Source organism: Paenalcaligenes suwonensis (genome assembly GCF_011290505.1).
GTDB lineage: Bacteria > Pseudomonadota > Gammaproteobacteria > Burkholderiales > Burkholderiaceae_B > Paenalcaligenes > Paenalcaligenes suwonensis.
Genome location: NZ_JAANPV010000003.1, coordinates 21,487 through 43,534, shown reverse-complemented (window position 1 = coordinate 43,534; position 22,048 = coordinate 21,487). Strand labels below are relative to the sequence as shown.

Genomic DNA, 22,048 nt, shown 5'->3' with positions numbered 1-22,048 from the left:
TAATTCGCGTTGTTTTCACGGTACGAAATGGTGTATTGTGTTGTGGGAAAACCCTTATTTTAGATTTGGTTGTTTGCTATACTGGACTAAATTAGTCGGGTATAAATTGCTGTAAGGGTGCCCGCCATAAGCTGAGGAGTTTCAGTATGCGTTTGACGACAAAGGGCCGCTTTGCTGTAACGGCCATGATAGATCTGGCGTTACGACAACAAAGTGGACCAGTGACCCTGGCCAAAATCAGTGAGCGTCAGCATATTTCGTTGTCGTATCTAGAGCAGTTGTTTGGAAAGCTACGCCGCCACGAATTGGTGGAAAGCACACGTGGTCCAGGTGGGGGATACTCACTGGCACGATTGGCTAGACACATTACCGTAGCGGATATTATTTTTGCAGTTGATGAGCCTGTAGATGCCACCAATTGCAAAGGTAAAGGTAACTGCAAGTTAGGTGCGGGCGGTAGCCGAGGGCAGTGCATGACACATGACCTCTGGGCAAATTTAAGCCGTAAAATGGTGGATTACTTGGATTCGGTGTCGTTGCAAGACTTAGTAGACCAACAGCGTTTACGCCAGTTGGAAGAAGCTGCTCATAGTGACGAGGAAGTGATTTCCGTGCAGAAAACAGCAACACCTGTAGCATCCAGTGTTTTCAACTTTGGTGGCTGACGTGCAGAAAAAAGATAGACCACTGTATTTGGATTACGCGGCGACCACGCCGTTGGATCCGCGTGTACTAGAAGAGATGATGTACTGGTTGCAAGATGGCTTCGGTAACGCCGCCTCTAGCAGTCATTGTTACGGCTGGGATGCCGAAGAGGCTGTAGAGCGTGCACGTGCCCAAGTGGCACAGGCCATAGGTGCGCAAGCGCGCGATATAGTGTGGACCTCCGGTGCTACCGAAGCCGATAACCTTGCTATTAAAGGTGTGGCGCATGCCTATGCCCATAAGGGCAAGCATTTGATTACGGTACAAACCGAGCATAAAGCTGTGCTGGATACTTTCCATGCATTAGAACAGCAAGGTTTCGAGGTCACGTATTTACCGGTCGATGCCGAAGGTTTGTTAGATCTAGAACTGCTGCGCCAGCACGTACGTCCAGATACCACCTTGGTGTCGGTGATGATCGTGAATAATGAAATAGGGGTGGTGCAAGATATCGCTGCTATTTCTGCGCTGTGTCATGAGCAGGGCGCGTTATTGCATGTGGATGCGGCGCAAGCAGTAGGTAAGTTGCCTATAGATGTAGAGGCATTGGGCATAGATTTACTTGCTATGTCTGCGCACAAAGCCTATGGGCCCAAAGGTATGGGGGCACTGTATGTGCGTCGTAAGCCCCGCGTGCGCTTAGAGGCGCAAATCCATGGTGGCGGCCACGAACGTGGCATGCGTTCAGGTACCTTGGCTACCCATCAAATTGTAGGCATGGGTGCGGCATTTGAATTAGCCGAACAGTTACGTGAAGAAGAGTGCCAACGTATTGCTCAGTTGCACCAGCAGTTGTTGCAGGGGTTGCAAAGCATTCCTGGTATGTATGTAAATGGCTCGCTGACACAGCGTGTACCGCATAATCTCAGTGTGAGTTTTGATGGGGTAGAGGGCGAGGCCTTGATGATGGATTTATCAGGCTTGGCGTTATCCAGCGGCTCGGCTTGCACCTCGGCCAGTTTAGAGCCTTCTTTTGTCTTGAAAGCCTTAGGGCGTACCGATCAACAAGCACATAGCTCGTTGCGTATTTCCTTGGGGCGTCAAACATCAAAAGAAGATGTAGACACTACCATTGCAGCAATACGCCACAGTGTAGAGCGTCTGCGCCAGTTGTCTCCCTTTTGGGAGCAAGAGCAAAGCAGCTCGTTGGTGTAGTAGGTAAAGGGATATCATGCGGTATAACGCACAGGTAGAGTCATATTTTAAAGCGCCAGAACACGCGGGTGTGCTAACGGTAGCCGCTGGTAAGGCTGCTAGTGCATTGGCAGGTTCGGAGCAGGAAGGGGCGGCAATACGTTTGTCGCTACACATGAATGATAGTGGTGTGATTCAACAGGCTAGGTTTCAGGCTTATGGTTGTGGTGTCACTATTGCTGCGGCAGAATATGCCTGTAGCTGGGCAGAAGGTAAGCAGCCAGCTCAGTTGGCGGCGTTAACCAGTTCAGAGCTTATGCAGGCGCTGGATTTGCCCGCAGTGAAATTGCACAGTGCTATTTTGGCTGTAGAGGTGCTACGCGATGCTGCGAGCAAACTTGTACCGTCACAGAATGAATGAGGTAAAACATGGCGATTACATTAACGGAAAATGCGGCTAAACACATTAGCCATCACTTGAGCAAAAATGATGCGCAAGCGATGCGGTTGAGCGTGCGATTAACAGGCTGCTCCGGCATGGCCTATAAGTGGGACTACGTGAGCGAAGGCAAAGAGGGTGATCAAGTCTTCTCCGAGCACGGTATTACCGTGTATGTGGATCCCAAAGCGTTGCCCTTCATTGACGGTACAGAAATCGATTTCGTACGCGAAGGCCTAAGCAGCAGCTTCAAATTCAATAACCCTAAGGAAGCAGCCAGTTGCGGTTGCGGTGAGTCTTTCACCGTCTAAAAGCTGGTAATGGATATAGAAAAAGGCTCAATGTGCAAAACATTGAGCCTTTTTTGTTCTTGCGGCCAACCCGTGCGGGGTTGGCGCATAAGCGGCATTACTCGTGACGCAGGTGTGGGAACAGAATCACGTCACGGATGCTTGGGCTGTTTGTCAGCAGCATGACCAAACGGTCAATACCGATACCACAACCACCGGCAGGAGGCATACCGTACTCTAACGCGCGAATGTAGTCGGCATCGTAGTACATGGCTTCTTCGTCGCCAGCATCTTTAGCAGTTACTTGAGCTTGGAAGCGTTGTGCTTGGTCTTCGGGGTCGTTTAACTCCGAGAAGCCGTTAGCAATTTCTCTACCCGTGATAAACAGCTCGAAACGCTCGGTAATACCTTCCTCTGTGTCAGAAGCGCGTGCCAATGGAGACACTTCTACTGGGTAGTCAATGATGTAAGTAGGGTTCCATAGTTTGGATTCCGCTACTTCTTCAAATAGAGCTAATTGCAACGCACCCAAACCTGCATTGGACAGTGGCGGGTTGCTCACGTCTACTTTCAGGCGTTTCAGTTCGGTACGCAAGAACTCACTGTCTTGCAATTGGCTTTCTTGGTAGCCTTCAGCGTATTTTTGAATGGCTTGAATAATAGTCAGGCGTTCAAAAGGTTTGCTGAGGTCTAGCTCTTGATCTTGGTACGTTAGTACAGCGGTGCCGTGTGCAGCAATCGCCGCGTTACGGATCAAGGTTTCGGTGAAGTCCATCAACCAGCGGTAGTCGGTGTAGGCCGCGTAGAACTCCATCATGGTGAACTCAGGGTTGTGGCGTGGGCTCACCCCTTCGTTACGGAAGTTGCGGTTAATTTCGAATACGCGCTCAAAACCACCTACCACCAAGCGTTTCAAGTACAGCTCGGGGGCGATACGCAGGTACATTTCCATGTCCAGCGCATTGTGGTGCGTCACAAAAGGTTTAGCCGATGCGCCGCCTGGAATAGGGTGCAACATAGGCGTTTCCACTTCTAGGAAACTTTCTTCCAGCATGTTTTGACGAATGCTGTTGATGATCTTGCTGCGTGCCAAGAAGGTGCCACGTACCTCTTCGTTCATGATGAGGTCTACGTAACGTTGGCGGTAACGCAGTTCTTGGTCAGCCAAGCCGTGAAATTTATCGGGCAGTGGGCGTAGTGACTTAGCGAGCAAGCGGATGCTGCTGGCGTGAATAGACAACTCACCTTTATTGGTTTTGAACATGATGCCTTCAACGGCCAGCATGTCACCAATATCCCAGGTTTTGAACTGCTCGTAGACCTCTTCGCCTACAGAGTTTTTATCCAAATAAATCTGGATACGGCCTGTACCGTCTTGCAGCGTTGCAAAACTTGCCTTACCCATAACTCGCTTCAGCATCATGCGCCCAGCAACGGATGCCGGGTGTTTTTGTTCGGCCAATGCCTCTTTTTCGTGCTCGCTGTAGGTAGCGTGCAGGTCATCGGCGTGATTGGTAGGGCGGAAGTTATTAGGGTACGCCACACCATTTTCACGAAGCTGTTGCAGTTTGCCACGACGCTCGGTGATCAAATGGTTTTCGTCGGCATGCGGGGCAGGAGTAGGTTGAGTCATGGTTTCAGTAAACTTTACAAATAACGACGGATATCATCCAGGAGGGTGCTGCCGAAGGCATCGCTACCCATGTGGCGCAGAATGTTTGCGGCCGTTTCATCAGGGGAGCTTAGCTGCTGTTCGGCATGTAGGTTAAGAAAGCGTTGTACGTCAGGGAAGTCATCAGCGTGTTGTTGACGTATGACGCTCTGCATAGGGCTATCAATCACGCCGGGGGCTAACGAAACACAGCGCAGGCGAGGGTGATTTTCCATCGCCATGGTTTGTGTGTAGAAGTCCAAGGCAGCCTTGGTCGCACCATATACGCCCCAGCCCGCTACGCTACGACGACCCGCACCTGAGGATATGTTCAGAATGCGGCGTTCAGCATGTGGGTTAGCGTCGGTCGCTGCCAGTAGCGTTGCGCAGAGGGCGATGGCGCTGCCCACGTTAAGTTGCAACGCGTGTTGAATGGCCTGCGCATCGTTAAGCTGGTTGGCTTGTGCGATGGGTTCTACGGTTCCGGCATTGTTGATGAGCCAGTACTGCTGTGCTGTGCGAGGCAGCGCGTGTTGTAGCCACTCTTGTGCTTGGCGAGTACCTTCCGCAGAGGATAAGTCTGCTTGCAGACTGTGCACTATGGCCCCACGTTCAGCAGCGGTTGCCGCTAACGATGGGTTGGTGCCTCTGGCGATAGAAAAAAGAGTAGTGTCAGCATCTAGCACCTGTTGTGCTAGAGCTGCGCCTAAGCCTTTTGATGTGCCGGTAATAATGACAACGCGCTGTGTACTCATGGTGTTATAGACCTTGTTTCAGGCTGGCCTGAATGAAGGGGTCTAGATCGCCATCTAGCACTTTCTGGGTGTTGGACACTTCCAGGTTGGTACGCAAATCTTTAATGCGGCTTTGATCCAGTACGTAAGAACGAATCTGATGACCCCAGCCCACATCGCTTTTAGCGTCTTCCAGTTTTTGCTGGTCAGCCATACGTTCACGCATCTCTTTTTCGTACAGTTTTGAGCGCAGCATTTGCATGGCTTCTGCACGGTTACGGTGCTGGGAGCGGTCATTCTGACACTGCACCACAATACCGGAAGGCAAGTGAGTCAAACGTACCGCAGAGTCGGTTTTGTTCACGTGCTGACCACCCGCACCACTGGCGCGGTAGGTGTCTACGCGCAAGTCGGCTGGGTTAACTTCAATTTCAAAGGAGTCGTCCACTTCAGGGTAGACAAACACGCTACTAAAAGAGGTGTGACGGCCATTGTTGGAGTCAAAGGGGCTTTTACGCACTAAACGGTGCACGCCAGTTTCGGTGCGCAACAAGCCGTAGGCGTATTCGCCTTCAATTTTGAGGGTGGCAGACTTAATACCGGCCACCTCGCCATCGGAAATTTCCAGTACTTCAGCTTTGAAGCCTTTGTGCTCGGCATAGCGCAAGTATTGGCGCAGCAAAATAGATGCCCAGTCTTGTGCTTCCGTACCACCCGCGCCGGCCTGAATATCCATAAAGCAGTTGGATGGGTCAGCAGGGTTGGAGAACATGCGGCGGAACTCAAGCTCTTCAATGCGTTCGCATACAGCAGCGATGTCATCTTCTACGGCTTGCAAGGTTTCGTCGTCGTCATCGCTAGCAGCGAGGTCAAACAGTTCTTGGCTATCGTGTAGTGCGCTGCGGATTTCATCTAACGCGGTCACTACGCCTTCTAGGCTTTTCTTTTCACGGCCAAGTTCTTGAGCGTGTTGTGGATCGTTCCAGACATCGGGACTTTCCAATTCGGCATTAACTACGATTAAGCGGTGTGCTTTGTCATCGTAGTCAAAGATACCTCCGTAGCTCTGCCTCGCGCTGGATGTAATCTTCCAAGTGCGACTCAATGGCGTTTTGACGTTCGGCTTCCATAGCGGTGTACTTCCTGTGTGGTGGCATAGCCGTCAGTAGTGCTATGCCCAAAATTCGGTCAAAAGGAGTAATTTTAACCTGTTAGGCTGCATTAGGGCAGGGTGAATGCGGCTTTTTGTGCGCATTCAGCTGATTTTAAGGAATTATTATCATTCGTTTTTAGAGGATGCATTCACTATACTAGTCGTTTAATCATAATAAATACGCCCTACGATGGAGACTAACGGGGCGTATGTGCGTAATGAGTCAACCAAAACTTACTCCGGCAACAATCGCTTTTCTAGTGCTCCCAACCATGCTTTGGGCAGGTAACGCCATAGTGGGCCGTATCGTCAGCGATATGATTCCGCCAGTGACGCTAAATTTTGTGCGCTGGATTATCGCGTTTTTAATTCTGCTGCCATTTGGCTATTCGGTATTGCGCCCTAGTAGCCAATTATGGAAAGAGTGGAAGCGTTATTCCATTTTGGGTTTGCTGAGTATTGGTCTTTACAACACTTTGCAGTACATGGCGCTACAAAGCTCCACCCCTATTAACGTGACCTTGGTGGGCGCGAGCATGCCCATTTGGATGTTGTTAATCGGGCGCGTGTTTTTTGGCGCGTTAATGAACCGTTGGCAACTGATAGGGGGCGTGGTGTCGCTGTGTGGGGTGATGATTATTCTGACCCGAGGCGACTTAACGCAGATTATGTCTATGCGCTTGGTGATTGGGGATTTTTATATGATCCTCTCTACCATTGCGTGGGCGTTTTACAGTTGGCTGTTGTTGGCGAAAAAGCACCCCGATGATGTACGCCGAAATTGGGCCACGCTCTTAATGTCGCAAGTGGCATTTGGTACGGTGTGGTCGGGCTTTTTTGCGTGGGGTGAATGGGCGGCCTTTGATCTGCACATTCGTTGGGGCACCGAACTTTATTGGGCGATGGCCTATGTGGCTATAGGGCCAGCGATTGTGGCGTTGTACTGTTGGGGGGAGGGGGTACAGCGTGCTGGGCCAGCCACAGCGGGCTTCTTTACCAACTTCATCCCCTTGTTTGCGGCACTGTTGTCCACCTTGTTCTTAAACGAGATGCCGCAAACCTTCCACGCCATTGCTTTTGCACTGATTGTGGGTGGGATTATGCTGGCATCCCGCAAGAGAAACAGCGCTTAAGCGTTGACGCTAGCCGCGTACTCCACTATTAATTGCAGTGAAGTTTGGCCATTCCATGTGTTGGGGGCCAAACTGTACACCACCTCAATCACGCCATCTAACAATTGATCGTGGTTAAACCAAATAGCGTCTAGCACTTGGGTGCCACGTTCTAGTTGCAGCTTCAAGTGCCGGTCTTTGAGCAAACGCTGCTGACGAATAATAAAGCGGTCGCGAAATAGTGGAGCTGGAAAGCCAGCACCCCATACTTGCGATTGCAGCAAGTAGGCGGTTTCTACGCTGTAGTGATCCAGCGATAGGCTGCCATCTGTTTCTATCACCGGTTCAAAATACTCACGTCCGCTTAAGGTGCGTACCGCATCATCAAAGAGCAGCATGAAGTCAGCGTAATTTTCTTCTTTGATGCTTAAGCCTGCCGCCATCGCGTGACCACCAAACTGGGCGATGATGCCGGGCTGGCGTTTAGAGACTAAATCCAATACGTCGCGCAAATGCACATCGGGTACCGAACGGCCGGAACCTTTAAGCATGATGCCGTCGTCACTGCGGGCAAATGCCAGCACGGGACGCCAGAACTGTTCTTTTAAGCGAGAAGCCACCAAGCCCACTACGCCTTGGTGCCAGTCGGGGTGATACACGCAAAGGCTGGCCCGTTGTTCGGGGTTGTGGTTCACATGCTGTTCTACCGCGACTAACGCTTCTTGACGCATATGTTGCTCAATCTGGCGGCGGTCTTGGTTCATGTCCTCTAGCTCTTGTGCTAAAGCCATGGCTTCTGCTGGGTCGTCGCTCAGTAAACAACGAATGCCTAATGCCATATCGGCGAGCCTGCCTGCTGCATTAATACGAGGGCCTAAGGCAAAACCTAAATCAAAGGTGCTGGCAAGCGCGGGGTGGCGTGCAGCCACGCGGAACAAGGCTTCAATGCCCGGTTGCATGATACCGGAGCGTATTTGTTGCAAGCCTTGGCTGACCAATAAACGATTATTGCTGTCTAAGCGCACCACGTCGGCGACAGTGCCTAAGGCAACGAGATCACTTAAACGGTTTAAGCGCGGCTGAGTTTTGGCATCAAAAACGCCTCGTTGGCGTAGTTCGGCGCGTAACCCCAGCATCAGGTAAAAGATCACGCCTACACCCGCTAAATTTTTAGAGGCAAAGGTGCAGTCAGGGTGGTTGGGGTTCACAATGGCGGACGCATCTGGCAGCTCGTCACCGGGTAAGTGGTGATCGGTGACAATAACTTCCATGCCAGCCGCTTTGGCGGCTTCTACGCCGCTGACACTGGCGATGCCGTTATCAACGGTAATTAAGATGTCTGGCTTACCGGTGGGGTGGGCGATGGCGAGCTCTACAATGGCGGGCGATAAACCGTAGCCAGTCTCAAAGCGATTAGGCACTAGGAAATCGACCGTAGCACCCATCATGCGTAAACCGCGCACCGCTACAGCGCAGGCCGTCGCGCCATCACAGTCGTAGTCTGCCACAATCAGTAAGCGCTTATTGGCAGCAATGGCATCCGCCAAAAAACGGGCGGCATGTTGCAAGTCGCGCAGTAACGCGGGCGAGAGCATTTGAGCCCAGTCGGTGGCTAACTCTTCTTGGCTGCATACCCCTCTGGATGCCATCAATTTGGCTAATAGCGGATGTGTGCCAGCTGATGTGAGGGCAGCGATGTGCTCGGGGTTAGGGTTGCGGTCCTGTATTACTGGGATGACCATTTTTTCTTCCAATCTGATTGCTTGGGGGCAAAGAGTTTTTGTAGCCAACCGCTGGGGCGGGGGCTAAGAGTAAGCAGACGGTCCAGACCGCACAGCACAATGCTAGTGGGTTGCTGCTGTAGCGGAGCAAAGCGATTTTTCTCTAGCTCTTGCCAGGCTTCTAGCCATCTAGACCAGTCTTGCTGTTGTAGGGGGTCTTCCAAGTCGGTGAAGACGTGGTAAGCGTCAGTGGGGGTGGGGCTAAATTGCGCAAGAGATCCTCCACCTTGTAACCACAAACTGTTGATAGGTAGTTTGCCATCCGCGATGCGTTGTTGGTTGACTGGGTGGTTGAACCAAAACATTTGTAGTTCGTTAACCAATTTGCGCCAAGGCCGTGTAGCGGTGTCTTGCTCCCACCAATTATTAACGGCGCTTTGGCTGACCAAGTCAGAACTAACTGTACGTGCTTCAAAGTCGTGTGGAGGGGTAATGCGCCAGTAGTTTGGCCCCCTGTACTCGGCGGAAAACCCCGTGCCTTCAAACCATTCAACGCTGCTGGTAAATAGGGCTTCGCTTTCAGCCGCGCTAATGTCTAACTGCGCGGCAGGGATAAGCGCAGCACCATCCCGCGAGGGGGCAATGTGCACGAGCTCACCTAACCAGATGGCTTCTTCTAGGGGTAAAGTTAGGTTTTGTTGCGATTGCATCCACAAAACCCCTAGACCTGCGCTACTATGCTGAGCGGGTTTGGGTTGAAATCCAGCCTGTTGCAGTTGCCAGTACTCCAGTGCTGTACAGCGTTCTTGATTGCTATCCAGAACCTGTAGTGTGCTTTGGCTTTTATTCAGCCACTGAACCAGAGTAGGAGCGACTTTTTCCAGCTCAGGTAAAAGTTTTGATGCGTAGGGTGGTTCGGGCAGAGCGCCTGAGAGTACTATTTGCATAGAAGTTTTCTGTCTAATACACGTGCGGTGGCAAAGTTTATGTCGTTTGAATGGTGGGTTGGAGCGCGTTATGCGGGGTTAACCCGATCTAAGCGTAAAGCAGGACAGCGAGGGGACAGGTTTGTCTCGTTCATCGCTGGAAGTTCCATGGCGGGTATCGCTCTAGGGGTTGCGGCTCTTATTGTAGTGCTTTCAGTCATGAATGGCTTCCAAACGCAGGTGCGTGATCGAATGCTGTCGGTTTTGCCGCATATAGAATTGTTTTATCCCGGGCAACCGCACCAGAGAGTGTTGGAAATGTGGCCGGATATTGCCACCGAAGCCAAGCACAATAGTGCGGTAGAAGGTGCCGCACCTTTTGTGGGCGCACAAGGTATGTTGGTGCGCAATAATGTATTGAGCGGCGCGCAAATACGCGGCATAGATCCTAGTGTGGAAACACAGGTTTCTGAGCTAGCCGATCAATTGTATGCCGGTAGCTTGGATGCCTTAAAAGATGGCAGCTTTGGCATTGTGCTGGGTCAGAAATTGGCGAAAACGCTAGGAGTAGGCCAAGGCGATACCTTGATGGTGATGGCGCCACAAGGCACGATTTCACCGGCGGGTTTTTACCGCGTATGCGCCAGTTCACGGTAGTGGGTCTGTTTTCGTCGGGCCACTATGAGTACGACGCGTCGTTGGCGTTTGTGAATGTGCAAGATGCCGCCCGCATTTTCCGCGACAGTGGAGTGAGCGGTGTGCGTTTGCGCATTAAAGATATGCAAAAAGCCCCCGAGGTCGCTGTAGAGCTACAAAGCCAATTGCCCAGTGGTGTGATTGCCAGCGACTGGACACGCAATAACCGTACGTGGTTTGCCGCGGTGCAAACTGAAAAACGTATGATGTTTTTAATTCTGACCCTGATTGTGGCGGTAGCCGCGTTTAACTTGCTGTCGTCGCTGGTGATGGCGGTGAAAGATAAGCGTAGCGATATTGCCATCCTGCGTACCTTAGGGGCGACGCCGGCTGAGATTGCCCGCATCTTCTTGGTGCAAGGCAGTTTGATTGGTTTCTTGGGCACGGGCTTAGGTGTGTTGTTTGGGGTGTTGATTGCCTATAACGTAGATGTGATCGTTCCCTTTATTGAGAACTTGATTGGCCTACAGTTCTTGCCCGAGCAAATCTATTTCATCAGCTCTTTGCCTTCTAATCCGCAAGTGAGCGATATCGTTATCATTGCGGTGACTTCGTTAATTTTGTCGTTCTTGGCTACGCTGTACCCCAGTTGGCGTGCCTCACGTCTGCAACCTGCACAGGTACTGCGTCATGACTGATTCTGTAATGTCTTCTTCTACTCCTGTCATTGAGGCGCGTGACTTGGGCGTGCGCTATAGCGAAGCTGGGCGTGATATCCGTATTTTGCACGATGTGTCTTTACAGGTGCAGGCCGGTGAAATGGTCGCTATTGTGGGCGCGTCTGGGTCGGGTAAAAGTACCCTGTTGCACATACTGGGGCTGCTTGATAAACCCACTACCGGTAAGGTGTGGGTGCAAGGTCAAGAAACGGATAGCATGGGCGAAAAACAGCGCAGCCGTTTGCGTAACCAGTCCTTAGGCTTTGTGTACCAGTTCCACCATTTACTGCCGGAATTCCATGCCTTAGACAACGCAGCTATGCCGTTAATTGTGCGGGGCTTAAAACGTGATGAAGCACGAGCACAAGCACAGAAGTTATTAGAACGAGTGGGCTTGGGTGAGCGCTTAGACCATTTTCCCGGGCAGTTGTCGGGTGGCGAGCGGCAGCGCGTGGCATTGGCGCGTTCGTTGGTTTCTAATCCAGCCTGCGTGTTGGCGGATGAGCCTACCGGTAACTTAGATAGACATACGGCCGATGAAATGTTTGCGTTGCTGCAAGAGGTGAACAGAGAGCTAGGCACTGCGTTTGTGATTGTGACGCATGATGTGGCCTTGGCTTCCTTGGCGCACCGACAATTGCACATGGTGGATGGCAATCTACAATAAGCTAAACTGCCTAAGCGTGTGTACAGGGTGTGACCCATGCTCTGTATGCACGGCGCTGCGTAGGTAGTCTCACAGGGGGAAACCATGCTGATCGATAGCCATTGTCATTTGGATGCACCGGAATTTGATGCTGATCGCGATCAGGTGTGGCAGCGGGCACAAGCCGCAGGGGTGCAGAAAGTGGTGGTGCCGGCGGTAGAGGTCAGTAACTTCGACGCGGTACGTCAGCTTGCACAGCAAAACGAGGGTGTGTATTACGCCTTAGGCATTCACCCTTTATATGTACCGCGCGCTCAGCCTAACGATCTGGCAGTATTAGAAGAAACCGTACAGCAGGCCCTAGATGATCCCCGCTTTGTGGGCATAGGCGAAATAGGCTTGGACTTCTTTGTGTCCGAGCTATGTACCCCCGAAATGCGTGAACGCCAGCTGTTTTTTTATGAGCAGCAAGTAGCCTTGGCGGCACGTTATCAGTTGCCGGTGATTTTGCATGTGCGTCGTTCCGTAGATGTCATCACCAAGTATGTGCGCTTACATCCTGGGTTACGAGGTATCGCGCATGCGTTTAACGGCAGTCAACAACAAGCCGAGATTTTGGTTGGCTTGGGCTTCAAGCTAGGTTTTGGCGGAGCCATGACGTTTGAGCGTGCTAAGCAAATACGCCGTTTGGCAGCAGACCTTCCCCTAGAGGCCATCGTGCTAGAAACCGATGCGCCAGATATTCCGCCTGCATGGCTGGGCAGTGCAGGCGAGGTAGATGTCACGCCCTTGGCCCGTCGCAATGAGCCTGCTCAGTTAGCGCGAATGGCGCAAGTGTTGGCAGAGTTGCGTGACCAGCCCTTGCAACGCGTTATTCAACAGACGGGGCAAAATGCAGTAGATGTGTTGCCGCGCTTAGCTCGCTAATTTTTCCCGCTTAGTACGTAGGTACAGTCACGCAGTGACATAAGATGACGCGCCTACGTTTGGCGCGTGCGCATCGCCGTAGGCTAAAGCTTTTGCATTCATTATGCGATGTCTACAACGGCAGTTTTCTGGGCGGGCAGTAGCAGTGGCTATGGTGTTGGCTGCTGTACTGGTGCAAAACTTTTCGGTATTACCTTCACTCTGGGTTTATGTGGGCTTAGCCCTAGTAGCGGCAGTGTTGTGCGTGATGGTTTGGCGTATGCCTAGGTTCAGCTACGCTGCGGTGGCTATGCTGGCGGCTTGTGCAACGCTTGGGTGGGCAAGTTTTTTAGCGCAACAGCGGTTGGCGCAAGCCTTACCATCCGCGGACGAAAACCGGGTATCACGCATAGAGTTTGAGGTGATAGGGCTGCCTCAGTATCGCGTAGGAAGTGTCAGCTTTATGGCGCGGGTGCGTCATAGCAAGCCTGCGGGTGTGCCCCGAACTATAGTAGTGAGTTGGTCTGCACCTACTTGGTCAGGTCCTTATACAAAACCCATGCCTTATAGTTTTCCTGTGATTTCCCCAGGCCAAGTATGGCGCAGCAATATGCTAGTTAAAACGCCGCATGGCTATAGCAATGCACATGGTTTTGATTATGAGCAATACAGCTTTAGCAACGACGTACGGGCGTTAGCCAGCGTACGGGGGCAACCACAACTGCTATTTGTTCGGCCATGGTGGCAGCGTTCGTGGCAGGTGATGGCACAAAGTCTGCGCTATGAGTTACGTGCTGCCATGCAACCTTATGTGCAATCGTTGCGCTATGGGGGTGTGCTGTTGGCGTTAAGCATGGGCGATCAGCAAAGCATAGAAGACCACGATTGGCAGGTGTTTAACAGGACCGGGCTTACCCATCTAGTGTCTATTAGTGGATCGCATGTGACGCTACTGTCCGTGTTGGTAGCAACCGTGCTGTCGTGGTGTTGGCGGCGTATGCGTTATGGAAGTATCCGCCTTGCTGAATACTGGCCGGCACAGAACGTAGCAGCCTGTGTGGCGTTGGTGGTGGCCGCATTGTATTGCACAGTAGCAGGTTGGGGTGTGCCCGCGCAGCGTACTTTTTTGATGTTAGCGGTAGTAGTGCTGACGCGTTTGGCGAATGTGTCTTGGCAGCCGTCACAAGTCTTGGCCTTGGCCGCCGCGCTGGTGGTGTGGTTGGATCCGTGGGCAGTCTTAGCCAGTGGTTTTTGGTTATCGTTTGGGGCAGTAGCAGTATTGCTAGTGTGTTATCACTGGCAGGGGCATGCTATGCAGCCGTATCACAGCTGGCGAGCGGTGTTTAACGTACTGCGGCAAGCCTCGGCGTGGCAAATCATTATTAGTGTGGCCTTGTTTCCAGCGCTGGCTTGGCAGTTTAACGAGATCTCTCTGATTTCACCGTTTAGCAATGCCTATGCCATTCCGTTAATAGGGATGGTGATTACGCCACTGTCATTGTTGTTAATGCTGACGGCTCCAGTGCAGTGGTTAGCGCCGTTTTCACACTGGGTAGCATGGCTGGCGCATGGGTTGTTGAATGCGATGATGCGGCCTACGCAGTGGCTAAGTGAATTGCCTTTGGCCAGTGTGCCAGTGGCGGCTGCGCCCTGGTGGGCCTATGGCATTGCGCTTTGTGGAATGGGTTATGCCTTATTGCCTAAAGGCTTGCCGGGTAAGCATTGGGGCTGGGTAGGGCTGTTACCGTGCTTGGTGTGGGGGCGGGAGCAAATAGCAGAAGGCGAATGGCGGGCTTACGTGCTGGATGTGGGGCAAGGCAGCGCTATTGTGGTGCAGACACGGCAACATGCGCTGTTGTTTGATACAGGGCTGCGAGCCAGTTATCACAGCGATATGGGCAGTAGAGTGATACTGCCATTTTTGCGCGCGCAGGGCATTACAGCATTGGATTGGTTAGTGCTGTCGCACGATGACCTAGACCATACGGGTGGTGCATTTAGTGTGCTGCAAAACCTACCTGTGCAAACGGTATATTCCAGCTTTGCTACGCGTGCTTACCTAGGGCGTGAAGCAGCGTTATTGCAGCAGCCCTCGCCACTGCCTACAACAACTGCGTTGTCGCTTTGCAAGCAAGGGGAGTCGTGGCAGGTAGATGGGGTGCGGTTCACCTTTTTATGGCCTACCGAAACAGCGTTAAAACAGAAAGACAGCAATGCCCGTAGTTGTGTGCTGAGTGTGCGTAGCGTGCATGGAAAAACGTTGTTGCTAACGGGGGATGTAGGGGTAGCGCAAGAAGCCCATATTCGTAGGTATGGAATAGGGCAACATGATGCCGTCGTGGTAGGCCATCATGGTTCGCGTACATCATCGTCATTGGATTGGGTGCAAACCTTGCAGGCCACATGGGCGATTGCGCAAGTTGGGTGGTGGAATAGATTTGGTCATCCGCATGCTGAGGTGCAACGACGGTGGCAGCGGTTGCAGACCGTCTTTATACGTACGGATTATGCGGGCGCTGTACACATTCATACTCAGAAAGACACTATGCAGGTGCAGTGCCAGCGGCAAGTGCAGGCTCGTTATTGGCAGCACCCTAACTCGCAGCGGCAGCTTCCATGTGCTAAGACAGGTAGATAGCGGCAATGATGCGTGTAGAATGGACAGTACTCTTTTCCTACTTTGCCGCAGTCTGCTCATGAACAGTCACTCTGATATGCGCTCTGGACCTCGTTTGGATTATGTGATGTGTGCATCACCTGCTGGTACCCATCGTATGGCGTACTGGGAATGGGGCGATCCTACCAATCACAACATTCTTTTGTGTGTGCATGGGTTAACGCGCAGCGGTAGAGATTTCGATGCGTTGGCCGCAGCATTGTCTAGCCATTATCGCGTAGTGTGTCCCGACGTGGTGGGGCGTGGCTCGTCGGACTGGCTGTTAGATCCCACGTATTACGCCGTTCCACAATATGTGGCCGATATGCTGACACTGATTGCGCGGTTGCAGCCTACTACCTTGGATTGGGTGGGTACCTCGATGGGCGGTTTGATTGCCATGGGCTTGGCAGGCAATGTGGCCTTGTCGGCGCAGTTACGCATGCCGCATCCCTTAAGTATGCCGTCGTCTCAGCAGTTGCCACTAGGAAAGCTAGTCTTAAACGATGTGGGCCCAGCGTTAAACTGGGAGGGTATACAGCGTATTGGTGACTACGTAGGCATGCCGGTGCAGTTCGCCAGTTTTGACGAAGCAGTTGCGTCGGTGCGCCAGACCTTAGCTGGCTTTGGGCCGCACTCAGACGCCGAGTGGGCCGATATGGCGCGCATTGCCTTTGTGCAAACTGACGAGGGGGCGTGGGTAAAGCATTACGACTTACGCATTGCGTTGCCCTTTGCCACACAAACCGAAGCGGCCATGCAAATGGCTGAGCAGTTGCTGTGGCAGTCTTATCAGCATTGGCCTAATGAACTGCTGATTATGCGTGGGCAAGAGTCCGATTTATTAAGCACGGATACCGTGCAAAGAATGCTAAATCTGCATCACGCTGCACGCAGTGTAGAAGTGGCCGGAGTAGGGCATGCGCCTACGTTGCGCCATGCGGATCAAATAGCGACAGTAAAACAGTTTTTGATAGGGTAGTCAGGCATGCGTACTCAAACTCTTAATGTGGATTTGCATTGTCACTCCACAGCCTCAGACGGATTGTTACCCCCTAAAGAAGTGGCACAGCGCGCTGCTGCCAACGGTGTGCAGTTGTGGGCGTTAACCGACCACGATGAATTAAGCGGCTTGGATGAAGCTCGTGCTGAAGCACAGAAATTGGGTATGCAATTTATTTCTGGTGTGGAAATTTCCGTCACATGGGCGGGCCGTACGGTGCATATCGTGGGGTTGAATGTAGAGGATCACCAAACGCAGATTAATGACGAGCTGGCCTATATACGGGCAGGGCGTGAACAACGTGCTAAAGAAATAGGCGATAAATTAACGGGTTTAGGTATTAAAAATGCCTATGAGGGGGCGTTGCGTTATGTGTCTAACCCTTCGTTAATCAGCCGTACGCATTTTGCGCGCTTCCTAGTCGAGGAAGGCTATTGCGCCAATATGGGCGAGGTCTTTAAACGGTATTTGGGCGATCACAAAGCCGCGTTTGTACCTATGCAGTGGGCCACCTTGGCGCAGTCTGTTCATTGGATACGAGAAGCGGGTGGTAAAGCCATTATTGCTCACCCCGGCCGCTATGAATTTACGCCTGTACAATTCGGGGCATTATTTGACGAGTTCAAAGCCTTGGGTGGCGTAGGAATAGAAGTGGTCACGGGTAGTCACCGGCCTGACCAGTATGCCGAATACGCGCAAGTGGCTAAGCATTACGGTTTTGAAATTTCGTGTGGATCAGACTTTCACGCACCCGGTGAGGGGCGCTTAGATTTGGGCACATTGCCACCTTCACCAGCGGGCTTACCCACGGTGTGGGATGAATGGCTGGGCTAGACCGGTTGGAGTACAGAATATGAATAAAGCCTTTGTAAAAGAAGATACAGAAGATCTAGATGATGACTTGGAGGCACCTGCTGTCAGCATACCGGCAGGCACCAAGAACTACATTACGGTAGAGGGTTACCGTGCGCTGCGTCGCGAATTTAATCATTTGATGAACGTTGAGCGACCCGAGGTTGTGCAAGTGGTGTCGTGGGCGGCCTCGAATGGCGACCGTTCAGAAAATGGCGATTACTTATACGGTAAAAAACGGCTGCGTGAAATAGACAGACGCATCCGCTTTCTGACCAAGCGCATCCAAATTGCCGAGGTGGTTGATCCCGCTTTGCAGCCTAATAAAGATCAGATTTTCTTTGGGGCAACAGTGGTGTATGCCAACCTTAGTGGTGAAGAAACCACCATTACTATTGTGGGTATAGACGAAGCCGAACCGTTAAACGGCAAGATTAGTTGGATATCCCCCGTGGCACGCGCTTTGCTCAAAGCACGCGAGGGCGACACTATTACCTTACGTACACCGGGTGGCAAGGAAGAATTGGATATTCTGGAAGTGCACTATCCCACTGAACCAGCCCCGCCAGACGACGAGCTGGGACATTAACCGTAAAACCACAAGCGCGGGATTCTTCCCGCGCTTGTGGTTAAAATAGTCACATTTCTTGTCTTCTTTTTACTTCTCCCACAGAACCGTGAACTCTTTCTTGCATTATCCCGGCTCCTCTTTCCTTTCCGATTTCCGCCGCGAGCGCTTGCTGCAACGCTTAAAGGCTATGGATCTCCCTGTTGCTGATATACAGGGTTTTTATGAGCACTACGTCTGGGCAGATGACAGTGCGCAAAACGAGCAAAACCTGAGCCAGTTGGAAGCGTTGCTGGATGATTCTCGTCCATGTTTTGATGCAAAAGATCAGGCTAAAAACGCCTTGGTATTGCGAGTTATCCCACGTATAGGCACGATTTCTCCGTGGGCCAGTAAAGCCACTGATATCGCGCGTAACTGTGGTATTCAAGGGGTGCGCCGTATAGAGCGTGGTGTGCGCTATGTGATCACACCAGAGCGCGGTTTGTTGGGTAGCAAGAATATTAATGAAGCGCAGTTGGCTCAAATCTCGGCCATGCTGCACGACAAAATGACGGAAACTGTAGTAGACGTCAATTTTGCACCAGAGCAGTTGTTCGTAGAGTTGCAAGGCAAAGCCATGCAATACGTAGACGTGATGGCCAATGGCCAAGCTGCGCTGGAAGAGGCCAACCGTACAATGGGTTTGGCACTGTCTGACGACGAAGTGGAGTATTTGCTGGAAGCCTTTGTGGGCTTGAAGCGTAACCCTACCGACGTAGAACTGATGATGTTCGCGCAAGCCAACAGCGAACACTGCCGTCACAAAATTTTCAATGCCCAGTGGGTGATTGATGGCAAGCCACAAGACAAAACCTTGTTTGGCATGATCCGCGACACACACGCGGCACAACCTGAAAAAACAGTGGTGGCGTACTCGGATAACGCCGCCATTATGGAAGGTGGCCCTGCTCAAGTATTCCGTGCAACCTTGCCGGATTCTGATGGTAAAGGTACATACCAGCGCCTAGACACCACGCTGCACACCTTGATGAAAGTGGAAACTCACAACCACCCTACAGCGATTGCGCCATTCCCCGGTGCGTCCACAGGGTCGGGTGGTGAGATTCGTGATGAAGGTGCAACGGGCCGTGGTTCTAAGCCTAAAGCAGGGTTAACAGGCTTTACCGTTTCTAATCTGAAATTTGCAGATTTCCCCGAGCCTTGGGAACAAGACTCTCATGGTGATTGCAGCCGTATTGCCTCGCCTTTGGACATCATGATCGAAGGCCCTATTGGGGGCGCGGCGTTTAATAACGAATTTGGTCGTCCTAACCTGTTGGGTTACTTCCGTACCTTTGAGCAAAGTGCTGGTGGCGTACGTTGGGGTTACCACAAACCCATCATGATCGCTGGTGGTCTAGGTTCTATCGATGCTAGCCAAACGCACAAAGATCCACTGCCAGTAGGCGCTTTGTTGGTGCAAATTGGTGGACCCGGTATGCGTATTGGTATGGGCGGTGGCGCTGCATCCAGTATGAGCTCCGGTGTGAACTTAGCCGAGCTAGACTTTGACTCTGTGCAACGTGGCAACCCAGAAATGGAACGCCGTGCACAAGAGGTCATCGACCGCTGCTGGCAGCAGGGCGCAGAAAACCCCATTATCGCTATCCACGACGTGGGTGCGGGTGGTTTGTCTAACGCTTTCCCTGAACTGGTAAACGATGCTGAGCGTGGTGCGATCTTTGATCTGACCCACGTGCAGTTGGAAGAGTCCGGTTTGTCTCCAGCAGAGATCTGGAGTAACGAGTCTCAAGAGCGTTATGTGTTGGCGATTTCACCAGCCGACTTGCAGCGCTTTACCGCTATTGCTGACCGCGAACGTTGCCCATGGGCCGTCGTAGGTGTGGCAACTGAAGAACGTCAATTGCGTGTAGTAGTAGGTGAGGGCTTGCCTGGTGTAGATGCAGACATCAAACCTGCCGCCGAGCGCCCAGTTGATGTGCCAATGAGCGTGATTCTGGGTAAAGCGCCACGTATGTTGCGCGATGTAGAGCACGTAGAGCTGCCTACAGAACCTGTGGATCTACCCCTGATTCCATTGGCTGAAGCGGTAACACGCGTATTGCGTCACCCGACAGTAGCCAATAAAAATTTCTTGATCACCATTGGTGACCGTACCGTGGGTGGCCTATGTAGCCGCGACCAGTTGGTTGGTCCATGGCAAATCCCCGTTGCTGATTGTGCTGTCACCTTGGCAGACTTTGAAGGCGTGCGTGGTGAAGCCATGTCCATGGGCGAGCGCACACCATTGGCCGTGCTGGATGCAGCAGCATCTGGCCGTATGGCAGTGGCTGAGGCCTTGTCTAACTTGGTTGCTGCCGATGTCAGCAGCATGAAAGACATTAAGTTGTCCGCCAACTGGATGGCCGCTTGCGGTACCGAAGGCCAAGATGCAGCCTTGTTTGATACCGTAGAAGCGGTAAGCCAGTGGTGTCAAAAACTGGGTCTGTCCATCCCTGTGGGTAAAGACTCCCTGTCTATGCGTACCTCGTGGGAGCAAGACGGCGAATCCATCAACGTGGTATCGCCAGTTTCCTTGATCGTAACGGCTTTTGCACAAGTGGGTGATGTACGTAAAACACTGACCCCTCAACTGCGCACCGACATCGGCGAAACATGCTTGATTTTGTTGGATATGGGTTTGGGCAAACAGCGCATGGGTACATCGGTACTGGCGCAAGCCTTTAATCAAGTGGGTGACGAAGCCCCCGATATGGACAACGCTGAACTGATGTTGGCGTTCTTCCGTAGCGTGCGCGAACTGTACAACGACGGTTTGGTACATGCGTATCACGACCGTTCTGATGGTGGTTTGTTGGCAACCGTCGCCGAAATGGCATTTGCCGGTCACGTAGGTGTGTCCTTAAACGTAGACATGCTGACTATTGATCCGCATGCGGCTGACTGGGGTGATTACAAAATCCGTCCAGAACAAGTAGCTGTGCAACGTGAAGAACTCACCTTGAAAGCGCTGTTCAACGAAGAAATCGGTGCCGTGATTCAAGTAAAACAAGCGGACCGCGATAACGTGTTGCAACGTTTGCGTGATGCTGGTTTGTCTCCTTACGCGCACGTAGTGGGTAGCTTGAACGACCGCGACCAAGTGGAAATCTTCCGCGACGGCGCTTGCGTATACCAAGCACCACGTGCTGAGCTGGGTAAAGAGTGGAGTGAAGTGACACGCCGCATCATGAACCTGCGTGATAACCCCGCCAGTGCTGAAGCTGAATTTGCATTGTGGAACGATGTGAAAGACCCAGGTATTAGCCCTGTAGTGCCTTTCAACCCACAAGAAAACATCGCTGCTCCATTCATTAATACCGGCGCACGTCCTCGTATCGCGGTAATGCGCGAGCAAGGGTGTAACAGCCAAGTAGAAATGGCATGGGCCTTTGATACCGCAGGCTTTGATGTGACCGACGTGCACATGACTGACTTGCTAAGCGGCCGCGTCACCTTGGAGCAATTCAAGGGCGTGGTAGCAGCCGGTGGTTTCAGTTACGGTGACGTGTTGGGCGCAGGCGAAGGTTGGGCACGTACCATCCGTTTCAACGCTAAGCTGAATGATCAGTTCGCTGCTTTCTTTGGCCGTGAAGACACCTTCGCGCTGGGTGTGTGTAACGGTTGTCAGATGATGGCTGCATTAGCACCAATGATTCCCGGTGCAGAGGCTTGGCCTAAATTTACTCGTAACTTGTCCGAGAAATACGAAGCCCGTTTGGCCACCTTAAGCGTGGCAGCGTCTCCGTCTATCTTCTTCAAAGGTATGGAAGGCGCACGTTTGCCAATCGCTGTGGCGCACGGTGAAGGCTACGCTAACTTTGCCGCACAAGGCGACGCCGGTAGCGTATTGGCAGTAGCCAACTACGCCGATAACCGTGGCCAAGCAACCGAGCAGTATCCGTTCAACCCCAATGGTAGTCCAGCTGGTTTGGCCGGGGCGACTACCGCTGATGGACGCTTCACTGTATTGATGCCACACCCAGAACGTGTCACACGCAACGTCATGTTGTCGTGGGCGCCTGAAAGCTGGGGTGAGCAAGATCAGGGTGGCGCACAGGCAACAAATGGTGGGTTTAGTCCTTGGATGCGTTTCTTCCAGAACGCTAGGGTCTGGATTGGTTAAGGGCAACAGCGTATAATCTTGCTTTGGAC

Annotated in this window: 17 protein-coding genes and 1 pseudogene; 13 read left to right on the top strand and 5 right to left on the bottom strand. The window is 52.1% G+C overall.

Going from position 1 to position 22,048, the window contains the following annotated elements; genetic code table 11:
* Nucleotides 1-146: 146 nt before the first annotated feature.
* The 4 genes from iscR to GY634_RS05355 are packed head-to-tail and all read left to right on the top strand — an operon-like array spanning nucleotide 147 to nucleotide 2,589.
* A complete protein-coding gene (gene iscR / locus GY634_RS05370) occupies nucleotides 147-665 on the top strand; it encodes a Fe-S cluster assembly transcriptional regulator IscR (RefSeq protein WP_166407534.1) in 519 nt (172 codons plus the stop codon).
* 1 nt (nucleotide 666) lies between these two features.
* The gene (locus GY634_RS05365; protein ID WP_166407533.1) at nucleotides 667-1,860 is read left to right on the top strand and encodes an IscS subfamily cysteine desulfurase; all 1,194 of its coding nucleotides are present in this window, start codon (nucleotides 667-669) and stop codon (nucleotides 1,858-1,860) included.
* Nucleotides 1,861-1,876: 16 nt separating this feature from the next.
* Nucleotides 1,877-2,260, top strand: a complete 384-nt coding sequence (locus tag GY634_RS05360) for an iron-sulfur cluster assembly scaffold protein (protein WP_166407532.1) — start codon at nucleotides 1,877-1,879, stop codon at nucleotides 2,258-2,260.
* An 8-nt stretch (nucleotides 2,261-2,268) separates the two neighbouring features.
* On the top strand, nucleotides 2,269-2,589 hold the full coding sequence (locus tag GY634_RS05355) for a HesB/IscA family protein (protein WP_166407531.1): 321 nt from the start codon (nucleotides 2,269-2,271) through the stop codon (nucleotides 2,587-2,589).
* Between the two features lie 97 nt (nucleotides 2,590-2,686).
* On the opposite strand, the gene lysS is transcribed toward GY634_RS05355, so the two are convergent.
* The 3 genes from lysS to prfB form a co-directional block, all read right to left on the bottom strand.
* Nucleotides 2,687-4,201 carry a lysine--tRNA ligase gene (gene lysS / locus GY634_RS05350; RefSeq protein ID WP_166407530.1) on the bottom strand — a complete coding sequence of 505 codons (1,515 nt, stop codon included), beginning with the start codon at nucleotides 4,199-4,201 and terminating at the stop codon, nucleotides 2,687-2,689.
* Between the two features lie 14 nt (nucleotides 4,202-4,215).
* Complete coding sequence (locus tag GY634_RS05345) at nucleotides 4,216-4,974, bottom strand: SDR family NAD(P)-dependent oxidoreductase (protein WP_166407529.1); 759 nt, start codon at nucleotides 4,972-4,974, stop codon at nucleotides 4,216-4,218.
* A 4-nt stretch (nucleotides 4,975-4,978) separates the two neighbouring features.
* Nucleotides 4,979-6,083 (bottom strand): peptide chain release factor 2 gene (gene prfB, locus GY634_RS05340; RefSeq protein ID WP_207625519.1). Its coding sequence is split into 2 segments (ribosomal slippage): nucleotides 4,979-6,001 and nucleotides 6,003-6,083, totalling 1,104 coding nucleotides; the frame shifts between segments, so codons are not numbered across the junction.
* A gap of 241 nt (nucleotides 6,084-6,324) precedes the next feature.
* On the opposite strand from prfB, the gene GY634_RS05335 reads away from it, so the two are divergent.
* Entirely contained in the window at nucleotides 6,325-7,239 is a 915-nt protein-coding gene (locus tag GY634_RS05335) for a DMT family transporter (RefSeq protein WP_166407527.1), read from the top strand.
* Here the strand turns inward: GY634_RS05335 and recJ are convergent.
* Nucleotides 7,236-8,960: a single-stranded-DNA-specific exonuclease RecJ gene (recJ, locus tag GY634_RS05330; RefSeq protein WP_166407526.1), complete on the bottom strand. Its 1,725-nt coding sequence runs from the start codon at nucleotides 8,958-8,960 to the stop codon at nucleotides 7,236-7,238. The two genes, GY634_RS05335 and recJ, sit on opposite strands and share 4 nt — an antisense overlap.
* Nucleotides 8,945-9,886 (bottom strand): hypothetical protein, encoded by a 942-nt coding sequence (locus GY634_RS05325; protein ID WP_166407525.1) that lies wholly within the window; start codon nucleotides 9,884-9,886, stop codon nucleotides 8,945-8,947. The genes recJ and GY634_RS05325 overlap by 16 nt, the downstream gene beginning before the upstream one ends.
* Before the next feature lie 39 nt (nucleotides 9,887-9,925).
* On the opposite strand from GY634_RS05325, the pseudogene GY634_RS05320 reads away from it, so the two are divergent.
* The 8 genes and pseudogenes from GY634_RS05320 to purL all read left to right on the top strand — a co-directional run bounded on the left by GY634_RS05320 (nucleotide 9,926) and on the right by purL (nucleotide 22,019).
* Nucleotides 9,926-11,199 (top strand): annotated as a pseudogene (locus GY634_RS05320) (lipoprotein-releasing ABC transporter permease subunit).
* Nucleotides 11,192-11,887 carry a lipoprotein-releasing ABC transporter ATP-binding protein LolD gene (gene lolD / locus GY634_RS05315; RefSeq protein ID WP_166407524.1) on the top strand — a complete coding sequence of 232 codons (696 nt, stop codon included), beginning with the start codon at nucleotides 11,192-11,194 and terminating at the stop codon, nucleotides 11,885-11,887. The pseudogene GY634_RS05320 and the gene lolD overlap by 8 nt, the downstream one beginning before the upstream one ends.
* An 84-nt stretch (nucleotides 11,888-11,971) precedes the next feature.
* Nucleotides 11,972-12,793: a TatD family hydrolase gene (locus tag GY634_RS05310; protein ID WP_166407523.1), complete on the top strand. Its 822-nt coding sequence runs from the start codon at nucleotides 11,972-11,974 to the stop codon at nucleotides 12,791-12,793.
* 103 nt (nucleotides 12,794-12,896) lie between these two features.
* The gene (locus tag GY634_RS05305; RefSeq protein ID WP_166407522.1) at nucleotides 12,897-15,410 is read left to right on the top strand and encodes a DNA internalization-related competence protein ComEC/Rec2; all 2,514 of its coding nucleotides are present in this window, start codon (nucleotides 12,897-12,899) and stop codon (nucleotides 15,408-15,410) included.
* A 58-nt stretch (nucleotides 15,411-15,468) separates the two neighbouring features.
* On the top strand, nucleotides 15,469-16,410 hold the full coding sequence (locus GY634_RS05300) for an alpha/beta fold hydrolase (RefSeq protein WP_242683610.1): 942 nt from the start codon (nucleotides 15,469-15,471) through the stop codon (nucleotides 16,408-16,410).
* A gap of 6 nt (nucleotides 16,411-16,416) precedes the next feature.
* Nucleotides 16,417-17,265, top strand: coding sequence for a PHP domain-containing protein (locus GY634_RS05295; RefSeq protein WP_166407521.1), 849 nt, complete (start codon nucleotides 16,417-16,419; stop codon nucleotides 17,263-17,265).
* A gap of 19 nt (nucleotides 17,266-17,284) precedes the next feature.
* Nucleotides 17,285-17,872 carry a transcription elongation factor GreB gene (gene greB / locus GY634_RS05290; RefSeq protein WP_135864832.1) on the top strand — a complete coding sequence of 196 codons (588 nt, stop codon included), beginning with the start codon at nucleotides 17,285-17,287 and terminating at the stop codon, nucleotides 17,870-17,872.
* A gap of 88 nt (nucleotides 17,873-17,960) precedes the next feature.
* Entirely contained in the window at nucleotides 17,961-22,019 is a 4,059-nt protein-coding gene (gene purL / locus GY634_RS05285; protein ID WP_166407520.1) for a phosphoribosylformylglycinamidine synthase, read from the top strand.
* Nucleotides 22,020-22,048 lie beyond the last annotated feature (29 nt).